Origin of the sequence: Streptococcus cristatus AS 1.3089 (assembly GCF_000385925.1) — a bacterium.
Taxonomy (GTDB): Bacteria; Bacillota; Bacilli; order Lactobacillales; family Streptococcaceae; genus Streptococcus; species Streptococcus cristatus_B.
The window spans coordinates 214,277-234,306 of sequence record NC_021175.1 but is presented as its reverse complement, the minus strand read 5'-3'; the positions used below and the strand labels follow the sequence as shown (position 1 = coordinate 234,306).

Genomic DNA, 20,030 nt, shown 5'->3' with positions numbered 1-20,030 from the left:
TTATCAGAGCTGAGTTTAAATGTAGAAATAATATTAATTCAGTTTTTGTCTAGCTGCTTTAGCCGCTTCGACAAGGCGGATCAAGCTTTCTTTTGTTTCTGGAATACCACGTGTTTTCAAACCACAGTCAGGGTTAATCCAAACTTTCTTGCTTGGCACTTTGGCAAGGATGGCTTCGATTGTGTTGTCGATTTCCCCTTCGTTCGGCACACGAGGAGAGTGGATATCGTAAACCCCAGGTCCCACTTCTGTTTGGAAGTTTTTCGCTTTGAGTTCGTCCAAGATTTCAAGGTTTGAACGGCTTGCTTCAAAGGAAATAACGTCCGCATCCATGTTGTCGATAGCTGGGATGATATCTGTAAATTCTGAGTAACACATGTGAGTGTGGATTTGTGTGTCTGGCGCTACTGTTGAGTGTACCAAACGGAAGGCTGGAATAGCCCAGTCAAGGTAGTCTTCGTACCAGTCGCTACGACGGAGTGGCAATTTCTCACGAAGAGCAGCCTCGTCGATTTGGATGATTTTCACACCTGCAGCTTCAAGGTCAAGCACTTCATCCTTGATAGCAAGAGCGATTTGAAGAGTAGAATCCTTGATAGAGATGTCTTCACGTGGGAATGACCAGTTGAGGATGGTAACAGGTCCAGTCAACATACCTTTGACAGGTTTGTCTGTACGGCTTTGCGCATAGCTAGACCATTTGACAGTGATTGGGTTGAGACGAGTGACATCGCCCCAGATGATTGGTGGTTTCACCCCACGCATACCGTATGATTGTACCCAACCATTCTTAGAGAAGAGGTAACCTGACAAGTTTTGACCGAAGTACTCAACCATGTCGTTACGCTCGAACTCACCGTGTACAAGCACGTCAAATCCAACTTCTTCTTGCCATTTAATCCATTCGTCGATTTGCTCTGCCAAGAACTTGTCATAGTCTTCTGCTGACAACTCACCCTTACGGAAGGCCAAACGTTTGGCACGGACTTCCTTGGTTTGAGGGAATGAACCGATGGTTGTTGTTGGAAGAGCTGGAAGTTTGAAGGCCTCTTCTTGGATGGCTTCACGTTCAGCAAAGGCTGGGAAACGAGTGTAGTCAGCGTCTGTCAAACCAGCGATACGCGCACGAAGTTCTGCATTTTCACCAACACGTTCAGTTGCAAAGAGTTCTTTATTAGCTGCAAGGGCTTCTTGACCTTGACCATTGCGGATAGCATCCAAGTCACGGATCTCATCCAATTTTTCCACCGCAAAAGCAAAGTGGTTCAAGATAGCTGGTTCAAATTCTTCATTAGCAGTTGTAAATGGCACATGAAGAAGTGAGCATGAGCTTGTCAAAACGATGTTTTCAGCTGGGATTTGCTCAAGAACAGCCAAGCTCTTTTCATAGTTATTGCGCCAGATATTCTTACCATTGACGATGCCTGCATAGAGAGTCTTGTCAGCTGGGAAACCACCTTTAACCAGTTCAAGGGTTTTCTTACCTTCAACGAAGTCAAGACCGATAGCATCAACTGGCAAGTTGACAAGGTCAGCGTAAACGTCACGCACATCACCGAAGTATGTTTGAAGCAAGACTTCAAGACCTTTCTTGTCAGCCAAAAGTTTGTTGTAGAGGTTCAAGAAGAGCGCTTTTTCTTCAGCAGTCAAGTCTTTGACAAGAGCCGCTTCATCGAGTTGGACACGTGTCGCACCAAGTTCAGCTAATTTCGCAAAAACTTCTTGATAAGCAGCTACTAAGCTATCTACGAAGTCTTCTGCTTTCACGCCTTCTTCAAAGTCTGATAATTGAAGGAAAGTGAATGGACCTACAAGGACAGGACGAGTGTTCAATCCAAGTTCTTTGGCTTCTTGGAACTCATCAAAGATTTTGTGACCTGCAAGTTTGACTTGAGTGTCTTTTTCAAATTTAGGAACGATGTAGTGGTAGTTGGTGTTGAACCATTTCTTCATCGGAAGGGCACGAACATCCCCTTTTTCACCTTGGTAACCACGCGCCAAGGCAAAGTAGCGCTCAAGATCAGTCAAGTCCAAGTTTTGAACTGAAGCAGGCACCACGTTGAAGAGGAAGGCTGCATCTAGGAAGTTATCATAGTGAGAAAAGTCATTTGATGGGATTTCAGTGATGCCTTTTTCTTTGACAATGTTCCAGTGTTTCGCACGCAAGTCTTTTGCTGCTGCCAAGAGTTCATCTGCTGAGATTTCATTTCTAAAGTATTTTTCAGTTGTAAATTTTAATTCGCGGAATTCACCCAAACGAGGGAAACCAATGATAGTCGTTGACATAAACGTCCTCCAAAAATTGTTGTTGAAACTATCTTAACAGAAAAGAACCCGTCTGTATAATTGGAAAAAATTAAGATTTGATATAGTTTTAAACTATATCCCTATTATGGACAAAAGAAAAGGATTTGAGGCACTTGTCTCAAATCCCTTGTGTTGTTTGTTTTTAAGTCACATACTCGTTTGTAGCTTAAAATAGGGTATCGCTAATTCTTATAAGCAACTATGCCTTGTTATTAGAAAAGACTATAGCTTGTTTAAATTTTGATTTCTCTTATCGCTTTTTAATAATACGAGCGGAATTTGAGCGAATCAATTGGCCACCACTGCTAACTGTATTAAACTTTAAGCATCTTTTCATCTTCTAAGAATTCCAAAACAATCAAGAAACAAAGTAATAATTGGCTTTTAGTTCTCGGAAACGATCAAAACTGAGAATGCCCTCATTTTGTAATCTTCCTAGAACAATACTCGGGTGAATATTTATTTCTTCAGCAAATTGAAGGATGTCTGACTTATCAAAGTTTCCTTTTTCTACAAAAGTTTGATAGTCTTCAGGTCTAATCAAGAAATCTTTTGCAAACTGGTCTGCCTGTTCCTCAGAACGTCGGTATGAGTCACTGTTTCCGTCTTCAGATGAAAAATCGTTCTGTAAAATGTGCCCAATCTCATGGAAAAGTGAGAACCAGAAAATATCGGATGCCTTGTTTCGGTCTGTCAATAATAGCAAGGCACTACCATTTCCGAATTTTTTTGTAGCACCATTCAGATTAGCATTTGCCAAAGCAGGTAGACCGACTAGGACAACACCACAATCTAGCAAGATGTCAAACAAGCGTTGAGGAAAGACCTCTGGATCTTGTCTGGTCAATTCTCTTAAAGCAGACAAGCTTTTCTCCAGCTTTCTGCGATTAAGCTTAGTAGTCGTTTTATCACGCGCCTTTTTAGATGCTAACTCTAGCATGATATTGGAGTTTACTATACTTTTAGGTGTAAACTCACGTGTATTTCGATAACTTACTAGATGATTGAAAGTCAAGAGATTTTCTAAACTCGCCACACCTAGGATCTTTCGAAGCTCGACAATCTTTTCTTTCAAAGTATAGCGTTTGTCTGGAACGTAACCTTCTTCCTTAAAATACTTGAAATCAATCATCTCGCAGATTTCTTTCTCGCTACCTTCTTCTAGCTCTTTTTGTTCTACAATCTCAGCCACTTTTACATCATAAGCATTTTGAAGATTGAGCCAAGTTTGCATGGAAACTCCACTTAGCTTGGCTAACTTATGTGCCGTTTCTTTACTAATAGACTCCTCCGCATTGACGAGCTTGCTGACAGTCTTTGCTGAAACTCCCAAACGCTCTGCAAATTCTTTCTGCGTTACGTTGTAATCTTCAATCAACTCTTCAACATACTGACCTGGATGAAAAGCAATCAGGTCTTTGTATTCAACAATTTTATTACTCATAGTGATTGCTGACCTCCTCTATTTTTAGTATTTCGATTTCAACAGGATTTGGAAACACCTTTTCTACATCCTCTTCACGAAAACACACAATCAAACGATAGGAACTCCTTCGACCATCTATATCCAAAGCAAACTGTCCTTGTCTCTTTCCCTTGAGTTGGTGAAAGTGGTATTTAGGAAAAGCTGTCACACTAGCCAAAGAATCTGCCGCTTCCAAAAAGTTGATCAAGAGATGCAACTTTACAGCAACCTTATCCGAAAAATCCTTTTTCGCCTGTCTCAGCTCTGTGCACTGCTTTTTAACAGTTTTGTTTGTATAGATAAGCTTCATAAGTCCCTTTTTGTTAAATTAAATTACCTTTTGGGTAATTTAATTATAGCACCTTTAGACAATAAAAACCAGCCAAAAGTTAATTTGGCTGGGATATTAAATCTCTATATTTTTAATTTAAATATTAATTGATAGATAATTTTTAAGTAATAGTTATTCTTCATTTGATACTATCCAGTATTTTTCAAAATGCGACTGTGCATTATTGCTACGGAAAATAGCACTGACTTTTGAAATAATATCTTGATTAGTTTTACCATTTAACTCAGCCTCTAAATCGTCAATTGAATGAGAATTAACATTAAATAATTTTTTAGCTTCAACATCACTTTCAAATAAAACATCAGGTGATATGTTATTGAATTTTGCGAATGTTTCAAAAATACGTCGGATAGGATTTAACATGAAATTTGGTTTATCCTGTTGATAAAGCCATCTTAACTCTGCCCATAGGGCATCATAACTAGTTTTTAAATCTTTATTTTGATTTTCAATTAGGTCAATCTTACTTTTCCCATTAATCTTTTTAAGGTGTAAAGTCAACTTAGTAGTAGGTGCCCTCCTCCACCAATCATATCTTACATTTAAGTAAAAATGAATGTTATGAGTTAAAATAAATAATTGGCGATTTTCAGATAAATTAATTATCAAATCTTGCAAATACGAAATTATTAAGTATTGCGTCGTATCATCGTTAGAATTCATAGGATCATCGAAAACTATAACTTGTGGCTTTTCTGACATTTTTGAAGGATTATCTAAATCTGCTAAAAACCACAAAAATGAAACTATATTTTTTCTCCTGTACTTAATGTGTCTACATCTCGTGTGCTGCCATCAATATTTTTTATCCTATACTGACCTCTTTGTTCCCCTGAAACTAAGTCTAACTGAAACGAATGGTTTCCTAGACTTCTTAATGATTTGTTAATTCTCTCTGCAGCAATACTTTCATCAATAGTTTGAGAAATTAGATTAAGTTTTTGTTTTCTCAACTCAAGCAAATTATTTTGATTGAGTTGTAACTCATCAGCTAACCTTTTCTTTTCTATATCTAATTTCTCTAAATCAGATACATCCTGACTATATTTCATTTTAGATAGCTCAATATTTACCAAATTGAGTCTCAACTTATTTTTTGCATCTTCTTTTTTTGAGGTTAAATCTTGACCGTATCTTTTGTTAACTTCATAAATTTCACTGTACTGCTCCTTAATCGATTCAAAGCTATCTGGTAACTCATAAGATATTTCAGACATAGTTGTAAAAAGATCCGATTTACGTTGTTCCAGAGCTTCAATAAGGAAATCAAGAAAGTAAGTATACTTTCGAATCAATTCCGAGATAGAAGTATTTAAATCTGAAATTTGTTCATGATAAACAGGATAGAATTGAGAAGAGTCAATCACTTTTATTTTACTAAGCTCATCTTTTTTTATTTTTAAAAGTTCGATAGCATGTGATAATCTCGTTTCAAAATTCTTAACATTATCACTAAAGAAATGATTTAATTGGTCCAAACGTTTATCAGAAATTGGATTGTTGCAAAACGCACAAACATCTCCTTTATTATGATAGTTTAAACCATGTCTAACCCAGTTTTGTTCTTCGATTGTTGAAAATTCTAATATGATACTTTTTGCTAATTCTGTTGTGATAATTTCATTTGTAGCTTTTAAAAATCCACTTATATCAATATTTGGAAATGATTGTTTTGAATCAATCTTAATCTCCTTTTGATTTATTAATTGTTGAAACTGCTCTTTTTCAGTATCACTTAAAGAAACACTTGAAATGCTTTTTTCAATACTTTCTATATCATTTTTGAAGTTTCGAATATCATAGCTAACTCCAGTTACATTAGTATGCTCTCTTTTTAGCTCACTAGCCGAGGATCTACAATTATTATTTATAGATTTATCTTGTTCCTCATATTCTTTTTCCTTAGCTTTAAATCTAGCGTAAAGATTATCTGGTCTACTCTCATTAGCAATAAGTTCACTCTCTAATTTAGAAATATCAAGATTTACTTGATCAATTTGAGGTTGTATACTTGCATTTTCTTTTCCTAACGAAATAGCGTTTAATACTGAATTTTCCGCCACAGAATCAAATCCTTGAAAAATTCGTACATCATGAGTATCGTGGAATGAATCAGATATTGTTTGAGTGATTGTTGATTTTCCTGTTCCGTTTTTTCCGTAAATGAAATTCTTTTGCTTCAATCCGCTATATGTAGTATCAATAAACCGATCTGAAGGGAGTTGCAATTCGGTAATCATTCTTTCTCCTTTATTTACTTATCTACAACTGATTTACTCCACCTTCACCTGTCCATTCATCAGCATTGGCAAGAGCCAATCGCGAAGTTGGGTGAGTTCTTGGTTTTGTCTTTTATTTTTTGAAATCAAATCTATTAATGGACTGTAAATTCTAACAAACTCATTAACTACATTTTTATTATACGGAGACGCTATGTTATTAACATCTCCAATGGTAATATATTTAATAATAGAGCCATTAGATCCCTTACGAAGTTTTTCTACCGATTGTAAACATGCCATATACATGAAAATAAGCATATTTTCATCTTCAGACTGTATGACATATGTACGCTGATATGCTTCAAATTTTCCTTCAGTAAAATTCACATAGAAATTGCCATTCCCAGCTATTAGAATTGCTTTCCCTTCAAACGAAAATTCATCAGCTTTAATAGGTGAATTTGCTGTAGTCCAAAAATCATATTTCCCATTTTCAGTCCCAAAATTTGCATCTCTTTTTCCTGTAGCAATTTGGAGTTCACCTACTTTTGTCACTCCCCACCCTTCTGGAATTTCGCGTTTGAGTTCTAAGTTATAGACCATCTTTCCGCCTGATGATTTGTAGGGTTTACCATTCTGGTCTGGGAAATCAAACTGCACAAACCAGTAGTCATAGAGGGTCTTAGCCATGGCTTCCAATTCTTGGTTGATTTGGTTATTGGTTTGGATTTTATGGTCAAGTAAAGCTAGGACTCTTGCTATTTTATCTTGATATTTTCTTGAAGGGATGTATATTTCTATATTTAATAAATTTTCTTTATTTAATTTCGGTTGTGCACTTCCAGTTATATAGGGAGCAAAGCTAATGGAATTCAATTTGTAATAAAGAAAATCCGTATTTGTTTCATCATTCCCCTTGATAATGTGCGCATGGTTGTTTACCCAATATTTGCCTGTTGCTAGAGTACAAATTGATTTATTGTTAGATTTTAGATTCTCACCATCTTCTGCAATTAGAATATACTTACCATCAAAAATATAATCATCTACATAGTCTACAATACCTTGTGCCCCATAATATGGATAAATTTTTTCAAGACCTTCTCTTTGTTTAGCTGAGAGCGGGACCCTTTTGTTATTATAAATTTCAATTAAATCACTTAACTTACGTAATTCAAATTCTACTTCACTCATACTTGATCCCCTTCATCTGCTTCTCAATTTCCTGCTCAAGTTGGTGCGATTGCTGGAAAAGGTCTGACAGTTTGTTTTGAAAGGCGGTCATCTTGGCTTCAAACTCTTCTGCTGTGATATCTACATAGTCGATCTTGATGTCAAAGTATTGGCCTGCGCTGAGAGAGTAGTTTTTCTCCTTGATATCATCATAAGAGACCGTGACAGAAAAGTCTTCGACGGCTTCTTTCTGGATAAAGGTCTCGACGATCTTCTGCTCTTCCTCAGGAGAGAGCACGGTCTTTTGGTTCTTGCCTTCCTTGACCTTGGTTCCGAGGTTTGAGGCATCGACGAGGACGACATCACCCTTGTTTTTCTTATCGATAAAGAGGATAGATACGTTGGTACCTGTCGTCGCAAAGATATTGGACGGCATGGAAACGACACCTGCCAGCATTTGATTATCTACCAAGTGTTGGCGGATGGCCTTATCAATCCCTGACTGGGCAGTGATAAATCCTGTTGGCAAGACAACGGCTGCTTGACCATCTGACTTCAAGGAGTAGATGATATGCTGAACAAAGAGCTCATAAATAGCCATCTTGTCCTTAGACTTAGCAGGAACCTTTGGTACTCCTGCAAAGAAACGCTCACTAGCTTCTGGCAAGCTTTCCACTCGGTCACGCCACTCTGAAAAGTCCAGTTTAAAAGGAGGGTTAGAGACGATATAGTCCATCTTTTCAGGGTGACGATTGGCGATGATAGTATTTCCCTGTACGATATTATGGATGGAGTGTTGCAGTCCATTCAAAATTAGATTAAGACGGAGGAGATTAGACGATTTTTGCGAGATATCCTGACTATAGACAGTCGTCTTATCCACACCGATACGACTAGCCAAGTTCATAAGCAAGGTCCCCGAACCAGCAGACGGGTCATAAATCCGCACGTTTGATGGTTGGTCATTTCCCACCAAGATATCAGCGATAATCTTTGCCACAGAGTGAGGTGTATAGTACTCAGCGTACTTACCACCGCCGTCTTTGTTGTAGTCCTTGATCATGTACTCAAAGAGGGTAGAGAAAAAGTCGAAACCTTGTGAAAAAATGGTCTCATCAAACTTCACTCGAGTAAGGAGATTGATGATGGCTTTTGCTACCTCGTTACGTTTACTGCTATCTGAGATAGTATCGGTAATCAGACGCTCGTCAAAAAGACGAATAGCCGTATCTCCGTCCGTATGCACAGAGAAAATATCATTATTGTCAATGGCGATTTGGTTAAGAGTATTTTCAAAAATCTCATAGAAAGTCGCCTCGTTTTGCTGACGGTGGAGACTTTCGATCAACTGGTCTGGCTTGAGCCAGGCTGTGCTGGTACCGATATCCTCTAAGAGCCAGTCATAGTCTTCCTCACTCATGGTCAACAAGTTTTCATAGGTGTTCCCTGCATCTAGCACCTGTGCTAGATATAAAAACTTATCATTTAAAAATTTGTAGAGGAAGGACTGGGTGAGGAGTTTGTATTCCCCCGCTTCCCCTCCTAGTCCTGCGTGGGTAAAGACGGCTTTTAAATCATCTACCAAGTCTTGGACTTGGACCTTGTATGTTTCATTCATTAGTGTTGGTATTCCTCTTCATATCCTTCAAATAGTGATTCAACGATATAGTTAAAATCCTCTCTTGTCAAAACACTTTCAGATTGGTGGGTTTTCATTTCAATCCGAGCTTCTTCTCGAATCATTTTCTTGAGGAAGTCCTCGTTATCGAGCACTCCTTGGTTTTGACCGATTTTACGGTCTAGTCTGACTTTAGAACCCTTGATGACATGGTAGATAGCAGGGAAGTCACTGACCATGGTCGAGTGGGTCACATGCTTGTAGGAACGCGCTGCCATCTCATCTCCGTTAAAGTTCATGGTTAGGCGTCTCATACGAGTACGATAGTCCTCCACGGACTTAAAGAGTTCTTCGTAGTCTTTTTGGGTTTCCTTGATATTTTCCATGGTAAAGCCTTCTTGCCCATGGATCAAGTGTTTTTTCATGATGCGCTGGAATTCTTCGTAGAGAGAGACCCACTCGGGATCTTTTTCATCACGTTGGCCTTGGATTCCTCCAGCGACTCGGCGTTTTAAGTCGTCCAAGTCATTGGCAGCAAGACGGAGCTCTTCCTCAGCAATCTTGATAAAGCTAAAACTAGTTTCAGACATGGCTAGGTTTAGAAGGGTACGGCTTGAAAACTCGTCTGGTTTATCCATCAAGGACAGGGTCAGCAAGCGTCTAGAGATGATATTGAGCAGGGTTGCAATCTGTGCGACATCGATCTGCTGGAGCAATTGATCATAGCCCAGTAAGCGTGCAACGTTATAGTACTGCTTGACCGACTCTAGGGCTTTCCGTAGCTCATTTAACTGCTTTCTATCCTTGATGTCATTGATAGCCTGTGAAAAGAACTCCAGATTTCCCGTCGGATAGTCCAGGAGGACATGCTTGGTCTTGCTCAACTCTTGCGCAATCTCATCTGCTGGCACAAAGAGAGAACCAAAGATATCCTCGCCATTTTCTCCTGTCAGAGTGATATCGTATTCTTGGTTAAGTTCTTCCAAATAAGCACGATTGGTCTTGTCAAACTCTTTTGAGATATCCGCAAAGTCGATGACATAGCCAAAGAGATAGTCCTTGTAAGGACGATTGACCCGTGTCAAGGTTTGAAGGAGATTGTGGGCCTTGATCTTACGCCCCAGATAGAGCCGCTTGAGGCGTGGAGCATCAAAACCAGTCAATAACATGGAATAGACGATGATGAGATCAATCTTGCCCTCCTTGTAGGCATCTACCTTGTCTTTCTTTTCTTCCTTGTCTCCTTCGTCATGGAGGATAAGGACAGAAGTCAGCTGGGTACTGCCATTTTGTCTGCGTTCTTCCAACTGTCTTTCGAGCTCACGGGCTTGCTTGGAAGAGTCACAGACGATCATCCCACCGATGGTCTGATCATCAAAAATTATATCACGTGCACGATTAAAATCCTCAAGGATAAAATCAAGCATAGGTTCCACATAGTGGGGATGAGCAAAGATATCTTCCTTGGACAACCCGCCACGTTGGATCTCTTCATTGATGGATCTGAGATTGTCTTTATAAGAAGTCTCGATATCTTCTCGCATCAAGCGTAGGGTAAAGCCATCATCGATAGACTGGTTGTAGTAGTATTTATGGATGTAATCTCCAAAGATATCGCGTGTTGTCGCATGATTTTCTTTTGTTTTTCCGTCTTTCTTATAGGTGATGAGAGGCGTTCCCGTCAAAGCAATCTTGATAGCATTGGTATCTGCTTGATAGAGATTTGGTAGATAGGAACCACGCTCATTGTAGGAACGGTGGGCCTCGTCAATAAAGTAGATGTTTTGGCGATTGAGATCATAGCCAGAACGGTCTGTCAGGTCAGAATCGTCTTTAAACTTCTGGATGTTGACAACGGCTACGTCATAGCCATCTTGTTTTTGATTGAGCTCTTGAGGGCTTTTGATTCGCTTAACCTTGAGCCCTCGTTTGGTAAATTCTTTAAAGGCTTGGTCTGCCAGATCCAAACGATCCACGACAAAGTAAAACTGAGGGACTATTCCTTGTTTTGAAAAATAGTTGGTTAGATAGCGGATATTGAAGAAAGCGAGGGCAGTCTTACCTGAACCTTGTGTATGCCAGACAACCCCTTTCTTGATACCCTTTGCGATCGTTTCCTCGATAGCTCTGGTCGCAAAATACTGAGGATAGCGCATGACATGCTTCTGTAGTTGCATCTGGCCATCCTTGCTCTCTTCTTCTACATAGACCAGACCAAAACGAAGTAGAAAGAGCAGGCGTTCTTTGGTATACAAAGATGAGAGAAAGGCATTACACGGTGTATCATGGTTTAGGTTTGTTGTAAACTCGGGTTGAGATTTGAGGGCAAAGCGCTTCATATCTTCAAGGACGAAGTCAATTTGTTCGTCTGTTAAAGGTCCAATTGAATGCAGAAAATCTACTTCTCTTTCTTCCTTGAAAGCATTAAATTTTGTTTTTGAATAGGCGTTTGAACCGTAATAGGAACCCTGTTTTTGCTGTCCCTGTCCATTGATATAAGGCAAATTATCAGAGAGCGCAATCAATTGAGTAATGTTATTGAAGCGACGGAACTTGCGATTCTCAAAACGATATCGGGTTCTATCCTGCTCTGACTGAATCCCCGTCTTGCCATCTCGGATAGCATTTGGCTGTTTGACTTCGATATAAGAAAGGGGGAGTCCGTTGATAAACACAACTACATCTGGACGGAACTCATCCTGACCATTGTGACAGGTCACTTCCAGTGCCAGATGGAAGGTGTTAGCTTCTGGATTTTCCCAGTCAATATATACGGTATTTTCCTGACCTTGCAATCGTTTAAAGAAAGAACGCCCCAAATCATTTTGATCTAGTTCCAACTTAATATTACTCAGTTCTCGGTCAACATCTTCATCAGTTGCATAATTGTTGAATTTTAAAAATTGGTCTCTAAAAACAGATACCAGAATATTTGTTTCAGGATCTCTTTCATTTAAAATCTTACCATTGTGAGGCAGGTAAGTATAACCCAGTCGCATCAAGTGCAGTGCTGCTGGGATTTGTACTCTCGTTAATTCAGAAAAATCTTTTCGTTTTGCCATTAAAAACCTTCTTATACTTTAATTAAAATATTCATATCATGATATTCCCAAATTCTATACTAATCTCATTGTAACACATTTAAAGTTAGAATCCCATCATCTACTTCCCCTTCTGTAGCAAGTCAAATCTTTCGTCTATTATTTATTTCTTCAATTCAGAAGAATAGTGAGAATTTCCCCATTCTTAACATTTTCTATTTCGTGACGTTTCATAAATCGGATTAAGTATCTAAGAGCCGATTCCTTGTTTTCGTAGACTATAGGTCGACCTTTGTCCTTATAAGATAAGTAAATGTCATAATAAAACACCCCAAAAAGTTAGATTTTTGTATCTAACTTTTTGGGGGCATTTATAAACTTTTTAAATATACCTAAATAGAAGTCTCCAGATAAAGAAAAGTAAACTGCAGAAACATTGTCAAAGATAATTTCTTTTCATTTACGATTATTTAATAGTTGATGAACTTTAGAACAAACGGTTTATATGACACTTACTTTGAGAGGATCTTTTAGAGCAGGAGCAGGAACAAAAACAGCCGTCAGAATGAAGCCACTAAACTTTATTCTTCACCTACTTGTGTCCCCTTCAGCCTCCTCCTTCTCCGCAACAAACTCTCTGACCAAACGGTAGATAACTGCGAAGATAGGCGTAAAGAAAATCATGCCGACCAAGCCAAAGAGATTGCCTCCAATCAGGGCTGCGGCTAGGGTAAAGAGAGTTGGGAGACCAACGGACTGGCCGACCACGCGCGGATAGATGATATTGCCCTCAATCAGCTGCACCAGCTGAAAGACTGCGATTGAAAGAAGGGCTTTCCAAGGGCTGTCGGTGAAGATAAAGATAGCACCTAGAGCACAAGCTGAGAAAGGCCCGATGTAGGGAATGAAAGAGAGCACTCCAGCTAAAACCCCAGTCAGGGCAGCATAAGGTAGGCCTGTCAGAGAGTAAGCGATGAAGACTAAAACACCAACAATGACGGCCTCTATCATCTGCCCCATCAGAAACTTATCATAGGTCTCAACAATGACAGAACCGACATAGGATAGGCGCTTCACAACCTTCTCAGGAAGCAGGACTTGCAAGAGACGGCTAGTAATCGTCTGCAAATGCTCCTTGCTGCTCAAGAAAGCAAACATGAGAAAGATAGACATGATGACAGAGAAGAAATTGCCAAAGATGGCAGAGATATTGCCTGTCAGACTGCCCAGAAGAGAAATGGCCCTGTTGACAATGTCACTATTTTGCAGTTGCTTGGTCAAATCTTTCAGCTGGCTAGAGGAAAGCAAGCCAGACTGCTGCAGCCACTTGGCTACCTGAGGCGCTACCTTGCCGATTGTTGCGCTTAGCTGATTGACCGCTGTGGTCAGAGTTGGCACGACGATAGAGACAATCCCCGTCATGATGAGAGCTAAAATCAGCACCTCCAAAACCAAGGCCAAAGCGCGCTGCAACTTTTGAGGGACTCGGCATTTGTCCAAGAAATCTTCCAGTTTTTTCATCGGAACATTGAAGATAAAGGCCAGGACTCCACCCAGTATAATGGGTGAAAAAACCGAAGTCAGACTCTGCAGACCGGACCAGATGTTCCCGATATAGAGAACCAGAGCCAGAGCAAGCGCCGCAAAGACGATGAGTTTATAAGATTCATTGATTTTTTTCATAAGACTTCCTTTACAATTTTGTCATTTCCTTATTTTATCATAAATTTCAAGGCCTTTCGAGCAGGAGTAAACATGGGTCAGTCAACTTTGCCATCACTCTTAAATTTTTAAAAATCTTGAAGATAGAGAACCCCAGCTCCTATAGATAGAAGACCTGCAAATATAGCTAGAAAAGGAATAAATCCCATGACAGAGGCGCAGAATAGAAGCTCATGACTCGTCTTATTGACTCTTGGGTCGTTGCTATAGTGATACATTCCGACGATAGAAAGTCCCAAAAGCAGCCAGCTGGTCAATATAACCATATCGCCCCAGCCAGGGTTTTCGATTAGTTTAGGAACTAAATAAATAATTTCCCAGTGCCATCTATTTAAAGAAGCGTAAAGGATCAGAAGGCCTCCTAAGATGCCAACAATTCCATTTATCCATAGCAGTTTGTTTGATTTCATAAGCATCTCACTCTTTCTTTTTTAAATTAGTATACCGACACACTTACTAATCTGTCAACTATTATAAAATAAACAGTGTCTCATCCGATAAATCCGTTTTCATTCAAATTATCTTATGATACAATAAATTCATGCACAAGAAAACGATTATTGATTTTAAAGAACTGGGTCGGCGCTTGATTTTCAGCCAGCCCATCAAAGAACTCAAAACGCGCAAGCTGACTGAGGTCAGAGAAATTCTGCAAGAGGTCGAGGACTGGCAGAAAAAGGGTTTTTATGCAGTCGGATATGTCAGCTACGAAGCCGCTCCTGCTTTTGAGGAAAAGCTACAGGTCCACAAAGCCCCTCTTCTGGGCGAGTACCTGATTTACTTTACCATTCATGACAGAGCTGATGAAGCCCCATTTCCTTTAGCTTACGACGAGGTAGAAATGCCAGCGCAATGGCAGAGCCTGACGACTGAGCAAGAGTACGAAAAGGCAATCGGAACCATTCACCATCATATCCGTCAGGGCGATACCTATCAGGTCAACTACACGGTGCAGCTAGGCGCAGAGCTTAATCCACAGGACAGCTGGGCTATCTACAACCGTCTGGTCGTCGAGCAAAACGCCGCCTACAATGCCTACGTAGAGCACGATAATCAGGCAATCTTATCCATCAGTCCTGAGCTCTTTTTCGAGGAGCACCGAGGTGAGCTGACAACGCGACCGATGAAGGGCACTACCAATCGCGGTCTGACGGTCGCTGCGGACTTGGAGCAGGCGGACTGGCTGCGTCAGGATCCTAAAAACCGAGCGGAAAATATGATGATCGTCGACTTGCTTCGCAACGACATGAACCGCATTTCAGAGATTGGCAGCGAACGAGTCGAGCAGCTGTGTCAGGTCGAGCAGTATTCAACTGTCTGGCAAATGACCTCCACCATCAAAAGCCAGCTGCGACCTGAGATTGGCCTAGGAGAAATTTTTGATGCGCTCTTTCCTTGCGGCTCTATCACAGGCGCTCCAAAGATTTCAACCATGGCTATCATCAAGGCGACAGAAAAAGTCGCCCGCGGTGTCTACTGCGGTACTGTTGGCATCTGTTTGCCAGACCAGAGACGCATTTTCAACGTCGCCATCCGCACCATCCAGCTACAGGCTGGCAAGGCGATTTACGGTGTCGGCGGCGGCATCACTTGGGATAGCACATGGGAATCCGAGTACATCGAAACCCAGCAAAAATCGGCTGTTCTTTATCGGAAAAATCCGCAGTTTGACCTAATTACGACAGGGAAGATTGAGAAAGGCAGCCTGATCTTCCAAGACCAACATCTGAAGCGTCTACGGGAAGCCGCTCGTTACTTTGCTTATCCATTTGATGAGGAAAAACTGAAGGCAGAATTGAACCAAACCCTAGCAGAACTGGAGCCAAGTACGGACTACCGCCTGCGGATCTCCATCGCCAAATCTGGAAAAGTGAGCTACCAGCTAGATAAGCTACAGGCACTCCCAGAAGCTTTCTGCAAGGCCATTCTCGTTCCACAAAATGCCAACTTACAGCAGCCTTTCACCTACTTTAAAACCAGCTATCGACCACACTTATCCCTAGGCCAGCAGGAGCAGATTTACTACAATGCCCAAGGCCAGCTACTAGAAAGCTCCATCGGTAACCTAGTCCTCCAATTGGACGGCCACCTCTATACGCCACCAGTCGAGCTAGGTCTCCTGAACGGTATCTACCGGCAGCACCTCTTGGCAACAGGTCAGGCCACAGAAAAAATTCTCAGCCTAGACGACTTGAAATCAGCAGAAAGAATCTACGCCTGCAACGCACTACGCGGCCTTTATGAATTGGAAATAGATAATTGAGGCTGGGACAAAAGTCCTGGCCTCTCAATTGTCTTTGGATTGTCGAGCAAGACGCAGTGCTTGAGTGGGCTCATTACGCTGATTTCATCAGCTTTTACAGCCCTACTCGACTGTGCAGAGGTGGGACGACGAAATCGAATTCTAACGAATGACCGATTTCTGTCCCACTCTCTTTTCTATAGGCCTCAATCCGCTTAAACAAGAATTATAATTTCTATTTCAAGATTTTAGAAATATTTTAGAAATGCTTGATGAATACTTAATAAGTGTCCGATATACTGGATAGTGAGGAAAGGATTTCCAAGAATAAATCAAAAAGGAGAAGTAAAACCATGGAAAATATTTTAGTTTTACAAGGGGTCAGTAAAAAGTTCGGCCAGCAGCAAGCTCTGAGCGATGTCAACCTAACCATCAAAAAAGGAGATATCTACGGTCTCATCGGTAAAAACGGGGCTGGTAAAACCACCCTGATCAAAATCATGACCCAGCTGATGCATGCCAGCAACGGAACCGTGTCTCTCTTTGGTTCCAGCAATCAGGCCGAATGGACACAAGCCCTCAAGCGGGTCGGCTCGGTCATTGAAACGCCCGTTGCCCACAACCACTTGACCGCCTACGAAAATCTCAGCTACTACTGCAAACTGCGCCAGATTCCTAATGCCGATAAGGCCATCCAAGAAACGCTCAACTATGTAGACCTGACGGACACAGGCAAGAAGAAATTTCGCGACTTCTCCCTCGGGATGAAGCAACGTTTAGGCATCGCTATCGCCCTACTATCCAAGCCAGATCTGATGATTTTAGATGAGCCTATCAACGGACTAGATCCTGTCGGCATCAAGGAATTTCGCCAGCTTGTCCAAAAGCTTAATGAAGAGCTGGGCATGACCTTTGTTATTTCCAGTCATATCCTATCCGAGCTCTATCTAGTCGCTACGCGCTTTGGTATCATCGACCGAGGTCATATGATCAAGGAAATTTCCAAGGCTGAATTTGAAGAGCAAAGCGAAGATTATATCGTCTTGAAAACGGATCATTTGGAGGAAGCCAGCCAGCTGCTCCAAGACCAATTAGGCTACCGCATCAAGGTGGTCAATGCACAAAATGAAATCCATGTCTTTACCCATTCGCACAACATCAACAATATCGTAAAAGAGCTAGCCACAGCTGACTTAGTCATTCAAGAAATCTACTACGCACGGCAAAATCTCGAAAATTTCTTTACAGATTTACTTGATCAAAACCAGGGAGGTCTATCATGATTCAAACCATTCGCGCTGACTTTTACCGTCTCTTCCACTCCAAGGGCTTTTGGATTACCGAGTTCGTTTTGCTAGCCAATATCCTGATCAGTGGCCTCTATAAGGTTACGAGCAGATTTGGCATATCCATCTCAACGGATGGACAAAACGTCGCTCAGCAAGTACCAGAAAAAATGACGGGTATCAATGCTCTTGCCCATTTCTCTGGAAATTCTGACAGTGTTATATTTTTCACTCTCATTATCGTATGCCTCTTATTAGGTGTGGACTTGTCCCGTAAGCTTTATAAAAACAGCCTCGCTCACGGTATTTCACGGACAGAGTTCTTCCTATCTAAAACTTTGGTCTCCTTTGTTGTCGCCATCTTCCAATTCATCCTCTCGCTAGGCATCTCATTCATCATCGCTAGCGCTATCAATGGAATTGGGACAGCTCCGACAGGCTTCTTTGGCCAATTTTTACTAACTATTCTCGTCCAGCTCATTATAACCGTCGCTTGGATTAGTATTGTGTCTTTCGTCCTTTATATCAGCCATTCTATTGCTGCTGGCTTAGTTTCCTATTTTATCGGAGGCGTCCTTCTCCTCCTTCCAGTCTTACTCTATCCCCATATAGAATGGTTCCGCTATTTAACCTTGCAATTTGTAATAGAGATGGCTGCAGATCCTGCTGTAGTTGTGAAAGCTAGTTTGGTAGCGATTGGCATAGCAGTCTTCTTCCTAGGCAACAGCCTCCTCATTTTCAAGAAAAAAGATCTCTAAGACCAAATAATCAGCTAATCTTCTGACTAGCTGATTATTTTTTATAAAGCCACAATCAATTCAAACCAATCGTCCTCTGCTTGCATGGTCAAATCACCACCTAAGATTTCGACCAGCTGCTGGGTGATATAAAGGCCCAGCCCAGACGATTCCTCACTGCTGGAGAGATTTTCAGAATAAAAGCGATTGGTTAGCTTATCCAGATGCAAAATAGGCTTCTGAACCTTATTTTTGACCTGGAAAATAACCTTTTGCCCTTTATTTTTCAGACTGATGCTGGCTGCTTCTCGTCCGTGTTTGAGGACATTGCTGAGCATGTTCTGGACGATTCGATCAAAGATATCACTGTCCGTTTCCAGAAACAGATTTTCAGACAAATCCACCTCTAAATCAATCCCTGCGCGTTGAAAGGCATCATAGTAGGCAAAGAGTTGCTGGGTGACCAGCTGGGATAGATCTACTCGCTGCAACTTCGGTCGAATGGCTCCTTCCATCAAGCGACGGTATTCCATCAGAGCCTCCAAGCGTCTGGATACCATACTTAAATTATCTGCAATCTTTTGCAGCTGTTGATCCATCTGCTCCTTATCAGCGTCTTTGAGTAGCTGTTGCGTATAGCCACTAGCAATGGTCAGCGGCGTTCGGATATCGTGGGCAATATTGCTGATGGCCATGTCCAAGGTTTTCTTTTCCTGCTGGGTCACAAAGGACATCTTATCAATTTCCTGAAAAAGCTGCTCCACCTCGTTAGTCAGAGCCACCAGACTAGGAGCTTGATCTCTCAAGGTCAAGCGAACCTGACTTCCTGTACAACGTTTGTCACGAATCTGGCTGGTCAGACTACGAATCGTCAGATGATAGCGAACCAGCATGATTGACAAGAAGAGTATGAGCACGAAGGCTAAAATCAACCACATAGCTAATCCTCCTTGAGCCGCACGCCCAGACCCCAGATGGTCTCGATATAGTCTGTCGAACTATCCAGCTGGGCTAATTTCTTACGAAGATTGCTGAGATGGGCATTGAGCGTATTATCGCCTGGCAGATAGGTCTCCTCCCAGACCAACTCATACAGCTCCTCCTTGGTAAAAATCTTTTTAGGATGAGCCAGCAAGGTCTGGAAGATCTGAAATTCCTTTTTCCCCAGCCGCATGGACTGGTCCCCAGAAGCAATTTCAAAGGTATCTGGCAGAAGGCGAATGTTTTTGATCAAGGTCTCCCCAGCAGGCTTAGACTGGGACTGCTGACTGCCTCGCAGTTGGACAGTGACACGCGCTGCCACTTCGTCTAGATTAAAAGGCTTGACAATGTAGTCATTCGCACCGTCCAGCAGATACTGGCTCACGAGACTCTTTTCGCCCAGAGCTGTCAGCATGACCACTGGCACCTGACTGGTCTTGCGAATTTCCCTCAGCACCTCATCGCCATTTTTGCCCGGTAGCATAATATCCAGCAGGACTAGATGAATCTCTTCTTCCGCAAAAATCCGCAGTCCCTCGGTCCCAGAATAAGCTGAAAATACGACGTGCTCCTGCGTAAAGAGATTTTTTAAAATCTCATGAATATCATTGTTGTCTTCAATTAGTAAAAGTTTGGCCATCATCATTCTCCAATAGCTTGATAAAACTAGTGTAGCAAGGATGAGCCAGCAAGTCAATAAAATATAAACGATACAAAAGAAAGAGAGTGGGACAGAAAACGGTAATTCGTTAGAATTCGATTTCGTCGTCCCACCTCCGCACAGTTGAGTAGGGCTGTAAAAGCTGATGAAATCAGCCTGGTAGAGCCCACTCAACCACTGCGTCTTGCTCGACAACCCAAAGACAATTGAGAGGCTAGGACTT

At 41.4% G+C, this 20,030-nt stretch carries 13 protein-coding genes and 1 pseudogene; 3 read left to right on the top strand and 11 right to left on the bottom strand.

What is annotated here, in order from left to right:
• Positions 1-33 precede the first annotated feature (33 nt).
• From metE to I872_RS01120, 9 genes and pseudogenes are all read right to left on the bottom strand, one after another.
• Entirely contained in the window at positions 34-2,286 is a 2,253-nt protein-coding gene (gene metE, locus I872_RS01165) for a 5-methyltetrahydropteroyltriglutamate--homocysteine S-methyltransferase (protein WP_015604348.1), read from the bottom strand.
• A gap of 379 nt (positions 2,287-2,665) precedes the next feature.
• On the bottom strand, positions 2,666-3,751 hold the full coding sequence (locus I872_RS01160; protein WP_015604347.1) for a HigA family addiction module antitoxin: 1,086 nt from the start codon (positions 3,749-3,751) through the stop codon (positions 2,666-2,668).
• Entirely contained in the window at positions 3,744-4,082 is a 339-nt protein-coding gene (locus tag I872_RS01155) for a type II toxin-antitoxin system RelE/ParE family toxin (RefSeq protein ID WP_015604346.1), read from the bottom strand. The genes I872_RS01160 and I872_RS01155 overlap by 8 nt, the downstream gene beginning before the upstream one ends.
• Positions 4,083-4,235: 153 nt before the next feature.
• Positions 4,236-6,364, bottom strand: a pseudogene (locus I872_RS01145) (AAA family ATPase).
• A 33-nt stretch (positions 6,365-6,397) separates the two neighbouring features.
• Positions 6,398-7,540 (bottom strand): restriction endonuclease subunit S, encoded by a 1,143-nt coding sequence (locus tag I872_RS01140; RefSeq protein ID WP_015604345.1) that lies wholly within the window; start codon positions 7,538-7,540, stop codon positions 6,398-6,400.
• Positions 7,533-9,137 (bottom strand): HsdM family class I SAM-dependent methyltransferase, encoded by a 1,605-nt coding sequence (locus I872_RS01135; protein WP_015604344.1) that lies wholly within the window; start codon positions 9,135-9,137, stop codon positions 7,533-7,535. Before I872_RS01135 ends, I872_RS01140 begins: the two co-directional genes overlap by 8 nt.
• On the bottom strand, positions 9,137-12,199 hold the full coding sequence (locus I872_RS01130; RefSeq protein ID WP_015604343.1) for a type I restriction endonuclease: 3,063 nt from the start codon (positions 12,197-12,199) through the stop codon (positions 9,137-9,139). The genes I872_RS01135 and I872_RS01130 overlap by 1 nt, the downstream gene beginning before the upstream one ends.
• Positions 12,200-12,766: 567 nt before the next feature.
• Positions 12,767-13,861 (bottom strand): AI-2E family transporter, encoded by a 1,095-nt coding sequence (locus tag I872_RS01125; RefSeq protein WP_015604342.1) that lies wholly within the window; start codon positions 13,859-13,861, stop codon positions 12,767-12,769.
• 107 nt (positions 13,862-13,968) lie between these two features.
• Positions 13,969-14,310 carry a hypothetical protein gene (locus I872_RS01120; protein ID WP_041826859.1) on the bottom strand — a complete coding sequence of 114 codons (342 nt, stop codon included), beginning with the start codon at positions 14,308-14,310 and terminating at the stop codon, positions 13,969-13,971.
• A gap of 131 nt (positions 14,311-14,441) precedes the next feature.
• Here I872_RS01120 and pabB point away from each other — a divergent pair, with 131 nt between their 5' ends.
• From pabB to I872_RS01105, 3 genes are all read left to right on the top strand, one after another.
• On the top strand, positions 14,442-16,163 hold the full coding sequence (gene pabB, locus I872_RS01115) for an aminodeoxychorismate synthase component I (RefSeq protein WP_015604340.1): 1,722 nt from the start codon (positions 14,442-14,444) through the stop codon (positions 16,161-16,163).
• Between the two features lie 332 nt (positions 16,164-16,495).
• On the top strand, positions 16,496-17,425 hold the full coding sequence (locus I872_RS01110) for an ABC transporter ATP-binding protein (RefSeq protein WP_015604339.1): 930 nt from the start codon (positions 16,496-16,498) through the stop codon (positions 17,423-17,425).
• Positions 17,422-18,186 (top strand): ABC transporter permease, encoded by a 765-nt coding sequence (locus tag I872_RS01105; protein WP_015604338.1) that lies wholly within the window; start codon positions 17,422-17,424, stop codon positions 18,184-18,186. The genes I872_RS01110 and I872_RS01105 overlap by 4 nt, the downstream gene beginning before the upstream one ends.
• 41 nt (positions 18,187-18,227) lie before the next feature.
• Here the strand turns inward: I872_RS01105 and I872_RS01100 are convergent, their stop codons facing one another.
• Positions 18,228-19,103, bottom strand: coding sequence for a sensor histidine kinase (locus I872_RS01100; RefSeq protein WP_015604337.1), 876 nt, complete (start codon positions 19,101-19,103; stop codon positions 18,228-18,230).
• Between the two features lie 2 nt (positions 19,104-19,105).
• Positions 19,106-19,786: a response regulator transcription factor gene (locus I872_RS01095; protein ID WP_015604336.1), complete on the bottom strand. Its 681-nt coding sequence runs from the start codon at positions 19,784-19,786 to the stop codon at positions 19,106-19,108.
• Positions 19,787-20,030: the final 244 nt, after the last annotated feature.

Coding starts and splice junctions, on each gene's coding strand:
- metE (WP_015604348.1), bottom strand. CDS start 2,286: ATGTCAACGACTATCATTGGTTTCCCTCGTTTGGGTGAATTCCGCGAA.
- I872_RS01160 (WP_015604347.1), bottom strand. CDS start 3,751: ATGAGTAATAAAATTGTTGAATACAAAGACCTGATTGCTTTTCATCCA.
- I872_RS01155 (WP_015604346.1), bottom strand. CDS start 4,082: ATGAAGCTTATCTATACAAACAAAACTGTTAAAAAGCAGTGCACAGAG.
- I872_RS01140 (WP_015604345.1), bottom strand. CDS start 7,540: ATGAGTGAAGTAGAATTTGAATTACGTAAGTTAAGTGATTTAATTGAA.
- I872_RS01135 (WP_015604344.1), bottom strand. CDS start 9,137: ATGAATGAAACATACAAGGTCCAAGTCCAAGACTTGGTAGATGATTTA.
- I872_RS01130 (WP_015604343.1), bottom strand. CDS start 12,199: ATGGCAAAACGAAAAGATTTTTCTGAATTAACGAGAGTACAAATCCCA.
- I872_RS01125 (WP_015604342.1), bottom strand. CDS start 13,861: ATGAAAAAAATCAATGAATCTTATAAACTCATCGTCTTTGCGGCGCTT.
- I872_RS01120 (WP_041826859.1), bottom strand. CDS start 14,310: ATGAAATCAAACAAACTGCTATGGATAAATGGAATTGTTGGCATCTTA.
- pabB (WP_015604340.1), top strand. CDS start 14,442: ATGCACAAGAAAACGATTATTGATTTTAAAGAACTGGGTCGGCGCTTG.
- I872_RS01110 (WP_015604339.1), top strand. CDS start 16,496: ATGGAAAATATTTTAGTTTTACAAGGGGTCAGTAAAAAGTTCGGCCAG.
- I872_RS01105 (WP_015604338.1), top strand. CDS start 17,422: ATGATTCAAACCATTCGCGCTGACTTTTACCGTCTCTTCCACTCCAAG.
- I872_RS01100 (WP_015604337.1), bottom strand. CDS start 19,103: ATGTGGTTGATTTTAGCCTTCGTGCTCATACTCTTCTTGTCAATCATG.
- I872_RS01095 (WP_015604336.1), bottom strand. CDS start 19,786: ATGGCCAAACTTTTACTAATTGAAGACAACAATGATATTCATGAGATT.